Raw genomic sequence first — 12,090 nt, 5'->3', positions numbered from 1 at the left:
CCCGTCTCGACCGCCGCCGTCCGGTCGTGGTCGCAGGGCGGTTCGGTCGGAGTGCTATTCGGGCGCTGATGCTTCCGTGAGGTCCGCCCCGGCGTCAGCGCTGCGCTTGTCCTGGTGGGTGCCGTGCCAGTCCAGGCACATCACCGTGGCGTCGTCCTGGAGACGGCCCCGGTGGGCGCGCAGCACCTCGGCGACCAGGGCCCGGGAGGCCTCGCGGGGGTGGAGAGCGCTGGTGCGCACGATCAGGGAGGGCAGGTCGACCTCCACGGCGCGGCGCTCGAGCATGCCGTCGGTCAGCATGACGAGCCGGTCACCCGGCCGCAGGTCCAGCCGCTGCACTCGATAGGCGGCACGACGGTGGACACCGAACGGCAGGTCCACTTCGGGCACGATCTCCTCGACCCTCCCGCCTCTCAGACGCAGCGGCCAGGGGTGTCCGGCGTTGACGAACCCAGCGGTCCCCTCGAGCAGGCTGGCGCGCAGCAGCTGCCCCGTGACGAAACCCTGCCGGCCGTGGCCGACGACCGCCTGGTTGGCCTCGTGAGCCTGCGCGTCGAGGTCGGCGCCCCCGCGCCTGGCCCGCCGGAGCGCACCCACGGCGAGGGTGGCGAGGAGTGCGGCTTCCACGTCGTGGCCCATCGCATCGGTGACGGAAAGCTGCATGGTGTCCCGATCGACGACGTAGTCGAAGGTGTCCCCGCCGACGTGCGTCGCCGGTTCCAGTGCTCCGGCGACCGTGAACTGGGCCGCCTCACACGCCAGCGAGGTGGGAAGGAGCCGGTGCTGGATCTCGGCCGCCAGGTTCAGGGGCCGCGTACGGCGGCCCCACTGGTAGACATCGGTGAAGGACCGGTTCGCGATGACGATGTAGGCCAGGGCGTGCGCGGTGGCACTGATCTGCCGTCTCGCATCCTCGTCGGGGAGGTCGGGGAGGAAGAGCTCCAGCAGGCCGATCGCGTCGCCGCGGTTGGTGACGGGTGCGACGACCCTGACCAGCCCGGCGCTCTCCCGCTGCACGGCCGGCCGCTGGGTGCGCACCACGTCCCCGTAGAGGGTGCCGGGGAGGGCGATGCGTTCGGGGGGCTCGTCGGACCTGACGTCGTCGGCCGCGCCGAGCCGTACCACCGAAGATCCGTTGAAGTCCACGATCAGGAACGAGACGGTGCCCGCGTGCAGACGGTCCCGGAGCATGCGCGCGACGACGTCCAGCGACTCGACCGGGGAAGCGGCTTCCGCTGCCGAGAGCGCTCCGGCGAGGTCCACCTCTCCCTCCCGGTCGCCGTCGGCTCCCTCCCGCTCGCGGTCGGCGCGCCACCGCTGTACGCCGGGATCCCTCTCCCCCGTGGGTGGCATGGCCTCTCTCCTTCCCGGCAGGCGGTAGTCGCACTCGCCGCAAGAGCTGCTCCCCGGCCGGACCGACCCGGTGCCCACCTTGCCCGAGGACTCGCAGACCGGGTGCTCGCTACCGGCCGCGAAGGCCGTGCTGCCGGGCCGGATCACCCGAACAGCAGGCACGGGCCGCAAGCCGGGGAACGGCTCCCCGCTGCCGACCGGCCCACGGCGGCGACGACTGGACGCAGGGCTGGGGACCGATCCACTCCGCGTAGGGGCGGTGGGCCCGTTTCACACCGAAGCCCCAGGTCGGAGACCTGGGGCTGGTGGTGGTCCGGAACTCGCCGGGCCCGCGGGCTGGTCAGGCGTGCTTGTCCGACGGCTGCTGGGGGGGCTGGACCGACCAGCTCGGCGGCTCGTCCCGGCCCGAGTCCTCGTCGCGCTCCGCGTCGGCGGCCGTCGCCTGGACCAGGCCCGGCGCGTGGTGGGTCGGCGCGTACACGGCGTACAGCTGCATGGGCTCGTCACCGATGTTGGTGACGTTGTGCCAGGTGCCGGCGGGCACGAAGATGGCCCAGCCGTCCTCGACCTCCCGGTCGAAGTCGAGTCGATCCTTCGCGCTGCCCATCTGGACGCGGCCCCGGCCCGCGTCGAGGCGTAGGAACTGGTCGGTCTCCGGGTGCGCCTCCAGGCCGATGTCCTCACCGACCGGGATCGACATGAGGGTCAGCTGAAGGTACTTCCCGGACCAGGCGACCGCGCGGTAGTTCGGGTTCTCGACGGTCGCCTTCTCGAGGTCGAAGCTCTGCGGTTCCGGCCCGATGTCCTTGATGGTCATGTTTCTCTCCCGGTCAACGAAAAGCGGTGCGCGGTACGCGCTACACGGTCGGTCGCCGTCTTGCGCCGGCCTACGTCGATGATCTCGGAGCCCCCGGCCCTTCCGGCCACCGGCGCGCGAGCTGCTACCGCACGAACGGCCGCCTACCCCATGGCCTTCCGCCCAACCCATCGAAATGCTGCGCGGAGCAGTCCGTGGACAGGTCTGGTGGAGCACTGGGGCGCCTGTCAGGATCAGGCCATGATCGAGTCCGCGAGAGTCACACGATGGAGCAGAGCCCTCGACTGGGCGGGGCTGGTTCCGTCCGGCCTCCTGCTGGTGAGCGGCGTCCGGCAGTACCGCGACGGCGGGTCCGTGGGGTGGCTGATCGGCGGCGTGCTCCTCGTTCTGGTCAGCCTCTGGGTGGTCTACCGCGGGATGGGCCGCCGGAGGGCCCGGACCGCGGCCCCGCAGTAGGCGGGGCCGCCGGGCCGGCCCTTCCGCACCGTCGTCCTCGGGGTGGCAGACGACCTAGGCGGTGCGTTCCGCGGTGGGCGTCGGGGCTCCGGCGCGCTTGGCGGCCACGCGCTGTGCGCGGCCGGGGCCGCCCGATATGCGGTGCAGGCCGTAGCCGCCGGGCTGGTGCGCCTCTTCGGCCATGTGCTTGACGACGCCCTTGCACACCGCCTCCTTGAGCTTCGCGCCCAGCCGGCCGTCGACGTGCAACCACACCGCGACGTCGGACCGGTTGCCGAACTGGAAGATGCCGGCGCGCCGGCCGAGGCTGATGCACTGGGCGCCGAAGAACTGGTTGAGGGTCTCGGGCCGTTCACCGGCGATCCGGCTGAGCACCGTGTCGGCGGCGCGCGCGCCCATCAGCATCGCGGCCTGGCAGCTCATCCGCAGCGGCAGGTCCGACGGCGCGGCCGAGTCGCCGGCCGCGATGACGCGTACGTCGTCCACGCTGGTCAGCGTCTCGTCCGTGAGCAGTCGCCCCTGGGCGTCGGTGCTCAGCCCGCTGCGCGCGGCCAGGTCCGGCACCGCGAAGCCGGCGGTCCAGACGGTCACCTCGCTCGACAGCGTCCGGCCGTCGGCGAGCCGTACGGCGTCGCGCGTCACGGCCGTCACCTTCGTGCCGGGGCCGTCGAGCACGGTCACCCCGAGTGCGGCCAGCCGCCCGGCCACCGAGCGCCGGCCCCGGGCGTGCAGGTACGGCCCGAGGACCCCGCCGCAGACGAGGGTCACCGCCCGCCCCTGCTCGGCCAGTTCGGCGGCCGTCTCGATGCCGGTCGGGCCCGCTCCGACCACCGTCACCGCGGCCGACAGGGGCGCCTGGTCGAGGACGGGCCGCAGCCGCTGCGCCTCCTCCAGCGTGCCGAGCGGGTAGGCGAACTGCGCGGCGCCGGGCACGCCCGGGTCGGCGCTGCCGCTGCCCACCGCGTAGACGAGGTAGTCGTAGCCGACCGTGCCACCCGATGCCAGCGCCACGCTGCGCCCGGCCGCGTCGATCCGCGCCACGGTGTCGACCACCAGCCGCACGCCGTCGGCCAGGACCTCGCGGTAGTCGACGACCGCGCTGTCGGTGCCGCCGACCAGCTGGTGCAAGCGGATCCGGTGGACGAAGGTCGCACGCGGGTTGACCAGCGTCACGCGCACGTCGCCGCGCCGCGTCAGCCGGTTGGCCGCCATCACGCCCGCGTACCCGCCGCCGATCACGACGACATCGAAGTTCTCAGCCATGGTGTCCTCCGCTTCTTGGGGTGTCGGCTTGTGGACAACGGCCGACCGCCCGCCGTGACAGCGTGTGAGGCAGATCACTTCACCGACGGAGCGCCGCGCGGCCCCGCACCCCCCGAGCCCGGTTCACGGGGCTGCCGGGCGTGCTGCCGGCGTGAAGATCCGGTCCAGGTGGTGGTGGAGCACCGCGAGGGCCGACTCGGGGCCGCGCTGGCCCACGAGGATGCTGGTGCCCATGGTCGCCGTCATCGCGAGCAGGCTGATCGCCTCCGTGCGCGCGTCGACGCCGGGGTCGGCCAGGCCGGACGCCTTGGCCCCTTCGAGCAGGCCGGTCAGGGCGTTCTCGGCGGCGTCGGGGTTGTCGATGAAGGGCTGGGCGGCCAGTGCCTCGTCGGTCACCGACAGGATCGAGTAGGAGCTGTAGAGGAGGTGGAAGGTGCGGCTCTCCTCGTCGGTCGGCAGGGAGGCCAGCAGCAGCGCCTCGATCGTCGCGCGCGGGCCCGGGTCCGGCCCGGCGGCGGCCAGACGGGCGCCCACCCGCGCGGTGAAGCGGTGCGTGAGGTGCTGGAGTCCGTAGAAGAGCAGCTTCTCCTTGGTCTCGAAGTAGTACTGCACGAGGCGCAGGGACACGCCCGCCTCCGCGGCCACGTCCCGCATGCCGACCGCGTGCAGCCCGCGCCGCCCCGCGACCTGGATGAGCGCCTCGGCGATCTGGGCGCGCCGTTCCTCGTGGTCCACGCGCTTCGGCATCTGCCGTCGTCTCCGCTCTCGGTCGAGTCCGCGGTCCGGGCTCTCCGGCCGCCTTCATGGTACCGCCGTATCATGATCGTGGTACGGTCGTACCACGAAGAATGACTCCTCCCGGAGGTGCCCCGTGCCCGAGAACACGACCCGTGCGCGCCGTGACATCGGCCGCTACGTCAACGACCAGCTGCGCGACCGCTACTTCGCCGCCTGCGAGGCCGTCTACGCCCTGGGCGCGCCCGCCCGCTCCGAGACGGACGTCGAGACCAGCTTCGGCACCACGCACGTCTACCGGTACGGCCCCACGGACCCGGCGGCCGAGTCACGCACGCCCGTCGTCCTGATCCACGGCTCCGGCGGCTGCTCCGCCCAGTGGTACCCCAACACCCACGCGCTCAGCGCCGAACGCCCCGTCTACGCACTCGACACCCCCGGAGACCCCGGCCGCAGCGTCCAGCGCGAACCCATGTGGCAGCCCGAGCGGGCAGCCCAGTGGATGGACGAGGCCCTCGACGCCCTCGGCCTCGACCGCGTCCACCTCGTCGGCTCCTCCTACGGTGGCTGGCTCGTCATCAACCAGGCCCACCTCAAGCCCGGCCGACTCGCCTCCGTCACCGCCCTCGACCCCGGCGGCCTGGAGAAGGTCGGCCTGCGCTTCTTCGTCTGGATCTTCGCCAGCCTCTTCGCCAGCTACGCGCCCAAGGCACTGCGCCCGCGCCTCGCCGCCTGGCTGGAGCAGCCGGTGATCATCGTTCCCGAACTCCGCGCCATGATCCAGGCCGGCGTGCGGGCCTTCCGGATCCGCCGCCCCGCGCCACTGCCCCTGTCCGATGCCGAACTGGGCTCCATCCGGACGCCGTTCTACCTGATCATGGGCAAGCGGAGCCTGCTCGTGCACCCGAAGCGGCAGCTGGAGCGGGTGCCGCGCCTGATACCCGGCGCCCGCGCAGAGATCGTCGCCGCCACCGGGCACGGCCCGCAGATCGACCACCCCGACCTGGTCAACTCCCGGATGCTGAGCTTCATGGAGGACGTCGACTCCCTCGGCGCGCACGCCGCCCCGACGGTGGAACACGACCTGTAGCTCCGCGCTGCGCCGCCCGGGTGCCCGTACGCCGTGTCGTCCCGGGGGCGCCGGCCGACGGTACGAGGATGTGCCCGACGGAACGGGGCTCCCGGGGGCGCACCAGCGGATGGGGTGGACAGGCGTGTCGACATCGAGTCACGAGACGTTCGGCGCACCCTGCTGGGTCAGCCTGATGGCCCGCGACCCCGGCGCCTCGCAGGCGTTCTACGCCGCGGTCCTCGGCTGGCAGTTCGGCGCGGCCCGGCTCGGGGAGGGCTTCACCGTCGGCTTCAGCGACGGGGTACCGGTGGCCGGGATCGGCGCCCTGCCCCCGGCGGTCACGGCCCCCGTCGCCTGGACCCCGTACTTCGCCGTGGACGACGCCGACGTCACGGCGGGGCGCATCCGCGAACGCAGCGGAACCGTCGCCGTCGGCCCCCTCGCCTTCGGCACCGGCCGGGCGGCGCTCGCCTCCGACCGCGACGGGGCGGTGTTCGGGATCTGGCAGGGGGACGCCATCCCCGACTGGGGCATGGGCGGGGAAGCCGCCCCGGCCTGGCTCGAACTGCGCACCCGGGACGCCTTCGACGCCGCCATCTTCTACGGCGAGGTCCTGGAGTGGGCCTGCGGGCAGACCGGCTGCTGCGAGGTCGCCTACGTGGAGGAGGACAACCGCATCCAGCTGCGCCACGCGGGCCGGACGGTGGCCCGCCTGCACGGCGGCAGCCTCACGGCGGCCCCCGATCCGGCCCTGCGGCCGCGCTGGCACGTCCATTTCGCCGTGCCCGACGTGGAGACCGCGGTGAAGGCGGCCACCGCCCTGGGCGGCAGCGCCGTCTCCGTGCCCCGTCCCGTGACCGGCCCCGCGGCCGACTCCGGACTCTTCCCGCACGAGGTCACCCTGCGCGACCCCGACGGCGCCCTGTTCGGCATCGTGGGCCCCTCCGGCCGCGGCCGCTCCTGACCCGTCGGCAACCGGCCGCATCAGCCGGACCGTTGCGCCGGCCGGCGTGCACCGCTGCGCGTTCACCCCGGCTCCGTGGCGCCCTCTCCCCGGGGGGTGCCGAGCCAACGGGCCGGCAGGGGCTCGCGGGCCACCACGTACCCGACGGCGATGGAGACCGTGAGGACGACGAACAGCACGATCAGCCAGGACATCAGGGCGAAGACCGACCCGAGGCTGCCGAACTGCCGCATGCTGCGCTCCACGGCGTGCGGCATGTAGAGCTTCGACACCGTCGACAGCAACTGCTCCCCCGTCCCGGCCAGCACCGCGCCGGGCAACAGCGGCAGCCACGGCACCCGGGCGCCGAGCAGCAGGTGCTGGGTCCACCACCAGAGCAGCGTGCCGCTGACCACGCCGAGCAGGAAGCCGACGACCGGGCCGGCGCCGAAGGCGCTCTGGACCGGCCCCTGGAAGAGCAGCGCGCTCAGCCAGACGAGGATCCAGGCCAGCCACCGCCAGGCCGCGAGCCTGGCCTTGGCCTTGGGCAGGTGCCAGGAGCGCTCGCAGGTCATCTGCAGGGCGCGGCTGCACGCGGTGGCCGAGATCAGCGTCACCACGACCCCCACCGCGCCGGTGCTCGCGGTGGCGGTGGAGTCGGTGGCCGAGTACACCTGCCGCACCTGGTCCAGGGCGGCGTCCTGGAGCCCGAGCGTGGCCCGGAGGGACGAGACCAGCTCCTGCTGGAGCCAGTCGGGTGCCAGGGCGCCGATGACGAAGAGGGCCGGCACTGCCCCGAGGAAGGCCTGCGCGGCCAGCCTGAACGCGCAGTCCAGGACCTTGACGGCGGCGAGCTGTTCGAGGATCCGGCTCAGCAGCGGCGTGTGCTTGCGCATCCACGGGGGCAGGCGGAGCCGGCGCGCGGTGGCCTGCGGACCGGACACGGTGCACTCCTCACGGGGATGGTTCCCGACGTCGGTGACCAGCCTTCCACGAGAAACAGAGAACAGTGCATATCCGGCATTTCACCGCCCGGTCCCGTCACTCCCGTGATTGCATCCCTCCCGTAACCCGTCACCCGACCCGTGACCGTGAGGGGGCTTGGCCGCATGTTCCAACGGCCGACGCGCGCGATGCGCCGGGACGTGACCCAACTGATCTGCGCGCTCGGCGGGCTGGTGCTGGGGCTGCTGGCCCCCCTGGCCGACGTGGGACCACAGGTGGATGCCGGACGCGTGACGACCATGCTGTTCTCGGTCGGGTTCGGCGTCATCAGCCTGGTGAGCATCATCTACTCGATGCTGTTCCTGGTCGTGCAGTTCTCCGCCAGCACGTTCACCCCGCGCCTCGCTTTCTTCCGCGACGAACCGATCGTCTGGCGCGCCTTCGCCTTCGCCGTCGGCGTCTTCGTCTTCTGCGTCGTCGCGGGGCTCGGCATCGGCACCCGCAAGGAGGTCGCGGCCCTCCTCCCCTGCACCGCCATGATCCTCACGCTGATCGCCCTCGCCCAGATGAGGACGCTGCAGACGAAGGCGTTCGACTCGATCCAGCTCGCCCACGCGCTCACCGCGATCGTCACCCGGGCCCACCGGTCCTACGACACGCTGGACCTGCGGCCGTACGCTCCCGGCCGTGCGGCCCCGGCGCCGCCGCCCCCGGGGAGCGGCGTCACCTCCACCGTGCGCTGGTCCGGGCCGGCAACCGTGGTCCAGCAGCTCGACGTACACGCCCTGGTGGCGCTGGCCCAGCGGCACGACTGCGCGATCGACTTCCGGGTCACCCCCGGCCGGCCCCTCTCGCGGGGCATGCCCCTCGCCGAGGTGACGGGCGCCGAACTGACCGAGGAGGTCCTGCGCGAGGCCGTGGTCACCGGCGTGGAACGCACCTTCGACCAGGATCCCGAACTGCCCTTCAGGCTCCTGGTCGACATCGCGCTGCGCGCGCTCTCCCCCGCCGTCAACGATCCGGCGACGGCGGTGGACACCGTGGACCGGCTGGAGGACCTGCTCACCCGGCTCGCCGACCGGGAGCTGGACTTCGGCCGGTTCACCGACGGGGCCGGGCGGGTGCGGGTGACGGTCCCCGTCCCCGACTGGGAGCAGTACGTCCGGACGGCCTTCGACGACCTCCTCTTCGCCGCCGCGCACTCCCCGATGGCCCTGCGCCGCGTACGCGACCTCCTCGGCCGGCTGGCGGAAGAGAGCCCCGAGAGCCGCCGGGCCGTCGTACGGGAGCGCCTCGCATGGGCCGAACGCACCGGGAGCGCCGCCTATCCGCTCATCTGGACGCCCGTGGCACTGCCCTGACACGGGCGGCTGGGCCGTCCGCACGCGGAGATGCGGGCCGCGGCGGCGGGTGCTGCAATGGCCGGGGGGTTCCGCCCGCCTGCGCGAGGAGTGGTTCCATGGACGGCACCACCGCCGCAACACCCCGGGCGCGCCGGCGCGTCCTGTGGGGCTGTCTGCTCCGCTCGGCGGCCTCGATCGTCCTGATCACGGCGCTGTACTACCTGGCGCCCCTGGACGGCGAGATCGTGCTGCGCACCATGGTCTCGCTCGTGCTGGGCCTGGGTCTCTTCGGCTGGCTGGTGGTCAGGCAGGTGAGCGCCGTCGCCCGGGCGGCCTTCCCCCGGCTGCGCGCCATGGAGGCGCTGGCCACCGCCGTGCCGCTGTTCCTGGTGATCTTCTCCGTGACGTACTTCCTGCTCGCCAAGGAGGTACCGGGGACGTTCTCGGAGCCGCTGAACCGCACCGACGCCCTGTACTTCACGCTCACGGTGTTCGCGACCGTGGGCTTCGGCGACATCGTGCCCGTCACGGAGACCGGCCGCGTGCTGACCACCCTGCAGATGGCCGCCGACCTGCTCCTGGTGGGCGTGATCGCGAAGGCGCTCTTCGGCGCGGTCGAGCTCGGGATCCGCCGGCGCGGGGCCGGGCGCGCCGATCCGGACGAGAACGACGCGTGAGCGTACGCGGCGGGACCCCGGCCGGAGAACCGGCCGGGGTCCCGCCCGGTCAGCCCGTCAGCACTTGAGACGGGTGGAAGCCGCCGTCGTGGTCTCGTCCAGCTGCTGGATCTGCGGCTGGAGCTGGGTGAGGGCGTCCTTGCCGGTGGTGTCGCCCGGCAGGTCCTCGTAGCCCTTCTTGAGGTTCTCGGCGGCCGACTTCACCGCCTCCCGCTCCGCGTCCTTCAGCTTGCTCAGGTTCTCCTTGACCCCGTTCCAGTCGTCCTGGACGGCGTCGTAGGCCTCCTTGACCTGGTCCTTGGTCGCGGAGGCGGGGTTCAGGGCCTTCAGCTTGGCGTTGTCGGCCTTCAGCGCGGTCAGGTCGGTGCAGAGGTCCTTCGCCGCCTGGGTGGCCTCCTCCTCGGGCGAACTGTCGTCGGAGCAGGCGGAGAGACCGAAAGCCACGCTGACGCAGAGCAGACCGATCACCGGGAAACGCTTCATGGGGGCCTTCCTCAGTCAGACAAACCGGATGTACGGGATCTTCCGGTACACCTGCCAAAATATGCAGATCCCATGACATTCCGCATCCGCATGACTCCGGACGGCAGCGCCCGCCCGCCCCGCTACGGCTTGATGTTCTGGTTCAGGTGGAACAGGTTCCCCGGGTCGTACGTCCGCTTGACCTCGACCAGCCGGTCGTAGTTCCCCTTGTAGTTGGCCCGGATGCGGTCCTGGTCGTCATCGGCCATGAAGTTGACGTAACCGCCCTCCTCGGAGTGCGGGGCCGTCGCCTCGTAGTAGTCGCGGACCCAGGCGATGTTGGCCTCGTTGTCGGCGGGGTCCGGCCACATGCCGGCGATGACGGTGGCGAACGAGGCGTCGCGGTAGGCGTAGGCCGTCGCGTCCGGGGCGACCCGGTGGCAGGCGCCGTTGACCGGGTAGATGTGGACCGTGGAGTTCACGGCGGGCAGCCGCGGGGCGTGCTCCAGGTGCGCCGCGATCGCCTCGTCGGTGAGCTCGGTGACGAAGTTGGCCTTCCAGTAGTGCTGGAGTCCGGGCGGCACCAGGGCGTCGAAGGCGCTGTTGAGCGCGGGGTACGGCATGGGGCCCACGTGCTCGGCGACCACCGGCGCGAAGTCGTGGAAGGCCTCCAGGGCCCGCGGCCCCTCGTCGAGCGGCCCGGCCCAGCAGGCCACGATCAGCGCGAACGGCTCACCGTGCCGGTCCTCCGGGATGAAGGGCAGCGGCGGGGCGATCTGGAAGGCCGGGAACCCGCCCAGCTCCTCCGGGGCGTCGGCGATGTGGTCCGCGAAGGAGCGCAGGACCGTGGCGGCGTCCTCCAGCTCGAACAGCATCGGACCGCCGTAGATGTCCTTGACCGGCCCGAGCCGGTACTCCAGGGAGGTCACCGCGCCGAAGTTGCCGCCGCCGCCGCGCAGCGCCCAGAAGAGGTCGGCGTGCTCCTCCTCGCTCGCCACGAGCAACCGGCCGTCCGCGGTCACCACATCGGCCGAAATCAGGTTGTCGCAGCTCAGACCCATTCCGCGGCACAGGTAGCCGATGCCGCCGCCGAGGGTGAGCCCGCCGATCCCGGTGGTCGAGATGATCCCGCCGGTCGTGGCCAGCCCGAAGGCGTGCGTCGCCGCGTTGAAGTCCCCCCAGGTCGCGCCGCCCTCGGCGCGCGCCGTGCGGCGCGCCGCGTCCACGCGGACCCCGCGCATCCCCGACAGGTCGGCGACGACGCCGTCGTCGCAGGTGCCGAAGCCGGGCACGCTGTGCCCGCCGCCGCGCACCGCCAGATCGAGCTCGTTCTCACGGGCGAACTCGACGGTGGCCATGACGTCGCCGGCGTTGGCGCAGCGCACGACGGCGGCCGGCCTCCGGTCGATCATGGCGTTGTTGACCTTGCGGGCCTCGTCGTAGGACGGGTCGTCGGGCGTGACGACGGGCCCGCGGACCCGTTCGCGCAACTGGTCGATCGAGAGCTTGCCCATGGCCATCGCTCCTCGTACCTGGTGCTCTGGAAGCTGGTACCGCAGCCGGCCCGCGTACCGGTCCCGCGCTACGGCTGGAGGTGGCTGAAGCCCACCTCGAAGTGTTCGACGGAGACGATGCGCTGGCCCTCCCGCTGCGCCGTCTCCTCACGGATGCGGGCGGCCTCCTCCTCGCTGTCCCGCATGGTGCGCTCGTCCTCCCACAACGTCAGCGTCTTGGCCTCCCCCGTGGCCCGGTCGACGAGGTAGTAGACGCCCCGGAAGCCTGGAACGTCCTGGACCTGGCGGACGACCGCCTGCGAGCTCGCGGTCAGGTCTCCCCCCGCGGGGACCGGTGATCCCTGGTAGGTGCTCAGCCTCGCGAACATCTCCAGTCCTTCCTGGCCGGGCCGCCGGTCGGCGCACAGGCGGCTCCACGACCAGCGTGCTCCGGCAGGCCGCGCCCCGCATGCCGGGACGGCGCGACAATGGGTGAGGTACACGTCTGCCGTTGCCGTTGCGGAAAGGCGG

At 72.5% G+C, this 12,090-nt stretch carries 13 protein-coding genes; 5 read left to right on the top strand and 8 right to left on the bottom strand.

Annotated elements, in window-relative coordinates; genetic code table 11:
• Positions 1–54: 54 nt before the first annotated feature.
• Both ACFYP3_RS03835 and ACFYP3_RS03830 read right to left on the bottom strand, forming a co-directional pair.
• On the bottom strand, positions 55–1,263 hold the full coding sequence (locus ACFYP3_RS03835; RefSeq protein WP_388826873.1) for a PP2C family protein-serine/threonine phosphatase: 1,209 nt from the start codon (positions 1,261–1,263) through the stop codon (positions 55–57).
• Between the two features lie 430 nt (positions 1,264–1,693).
• On the bottom strand, positions 1,694–2,170 hold the full coding sequence (locus tag ACFYP3_RS03830) for a cupin domain-containing protein (protein ID WP_388826258.1): 477 nt from the start codon (positions 2,168–2,170) through the stop codon (positions 1,694–1,696).
• Positions 2,171–2,410: 240 nt separating this feature from the next.
• Here ACFYP3_RS03830 and ACFYP3_RS03825 point away from each other — a divergent pair, with 240 nt between their 5' ends.
• Positions 2,411–2,626: a hypothetical protein gene (locus ACFYP3_RS03825; protein WP_388826255.1), complete on the top strand. Its 216-nt coding sequence runs from the start codon at positions 2,411–2,413 to the stop codon at positions 2,624–2,626.
• Between the two features lie 54 nt (positions 2,627–2,680).
• Here ACFYP3_RS03825 and ACFYP3_RS03820 read toward each other — a convergent pair whose 3' ends face one another.
• Positions 2,681–3,889 carry an NAD(P)/FAD-dependent oxidoreductase gene (locus ACFYP3_RS03820; protein WP_388826252.1) on the bottom strand — a complete coding sequence of 403 codons (1,209 nt, stop codon included), beginning with the start codon at positions 3,887–3,889 and terminating at the stop codon, positions 2,681–2,683.
• 123 nt (positions 3,890–4,012) lie between these two features.
• Positions 4,013–4,636, bottom strand: coding sequence for a TetR/AcrR family transcriptional regulator (locus ACFYP3_RS03815; RefSeq protein WP_388826249.1), 624 nt, complete (start codon positions 4,634–4,636; stop codon positions 4,013–4,015).
• Positions 4,637–4,760: 124 nt separating this feature from the next.
• Between ACFYP3_RS03815 and ACFYP3_RS03810 the strand changes: the two genes are divergently transcribed.
• Together ACFYP3_RS03810 and ACFYP3_RS03805 are read left to right on the top strand one after the other, a co-directional pair.
• The gene (locus ACFYP3_RS03810; protein ID WP_388826246.1) at positions 4,761–5,714 is read left to right on the top strand and encodes an alpha/beta fold hydrolase; all 954 of its coding nucleotides are present in this window, start codon (positions 4,761–4,763) and stop codon (positions 5,712–5,714) included.
• Between the two features lie 175 nt (positions 5,715–5,889).
• Positions 5,890–6,660 carry a VOC family protein gene (locus ACFYP3_RS03805; protein ID WP_388826870.1) on the top strand — a complete coding sequence of 257 codons (771 nt, stop codon included), beginning with the start codon at positions 5,890–5,892 and terminating at the stop codon, positions 6,658–6,660.
• 62 nt (positions 6,661–6,722) lie between these two features.
• On the opposite strand, the gene ACFYP3_RS03800 is transcribed toward ACFYP3_RS03805, so the two are convergent.
• Positions 6,723–7,583, bottom strand: a complete 861-nt coding sequence (locus ACFYP3_RS03800) for a YhjD/YihY/BrkB family envelope integrity protein (RefSeq protein ID WP_388826243.1) — start codon at positions 7,581–7,583, stop codon at positions 6,723–6,725.
• A 165-nt stretch (positions 7,584–7,748) separates the two neighbouring features.
• On the opposite strand from ACFYP3_RS03800, the gene ACFYP3_RS03795 reads away from it, so the two are divergent.
• Both ACFYP3_RS03795 and ACFYP3_RS03790 read left to right on the top strand, forming a co-directional pair.
• Positions 7,749–8,945, top strand: a complete 1,197-nt coding sequence (locus tag ACFYP3_RS03795) for a DUF2254 family protein (protein WP_388826240.1) — start codon at positions 7,749–7,751, stop codon at positions 8,943–8,945.
• A gap of 98 nt (positions 8,946–9,043) precedes the next feature.
• Positions 9,044–9,604, top strand: a complete 561-nt coding sequence (locus tag ACFYP3_RS03790; protein WP_388826237.1) for a potassium channel family protein — start codon at positions 9,044–9,046, stop codon at positions 9,602–9,604.
• A 57-nt stretch (positions 9,605–9,661) separates the two neighbouring features.
• On the opposite strand, the gene ACFYP3_RS03785 is transcribed toward ACFYP3_RS03790, so the two are convergent.
• From ACFYP3_RS03785 to ACFYP3_RS03775, 3 genes are all read right to left on the bottom strand, one after another.
• Complete coding sequence (locus ACFYP3_RS03785) at positions 9,662–10,087, bottom strand: hypothetical protein (RefSeq protein WP_388826234.1); 426 nt, start codon at positions 10,085–10,087, stop codon at positions 9,662–9,664.
• A gap of 122 nt (positions 10,088–10,209) precedes the next feature.
• Positions 10,210–11,580 carry an FAD-binding oxidoreductase gene (locus ACFYP3_RS03780; RefSeq protein WP_388826231.1) on the bottom strand — a complete coding sequence of 457 codons (1,371 nt, stop codon included), beginning with the start codon at positions 11,578–11,580 and terminating at the stop codon, positions 10,210–10,212.
• 68 nt (positions 11,581–11,648) lie between these two features.
• On the bottom strand, positions 11,649–11,948 hold the full coding sequence (locus ACFYP3_RS03775; protein WP_388826228.1) for a hypothetical protein: 300 nt from the start codon (positions 11,946–11,948) through the stop codon (positions 11,649–11,651).
• Positions 11,949–12,090 lie beyond the last annotated feature (142 nt).

The sequence above is a fragment of the Streptomyces sp. NPDC005533 genome, from assembly GCF_042871845.1.
Taxonomy (GTDB): Bacteria; Actinomycetota; Actinomycetes; order Streptomycetales; family Streptomycetaceae; genus Streptomyces.
Note: the sequence above shows the minus strand (reverse complement) of the source record. Positions and strands in the feature narration are given on the sequence as shown.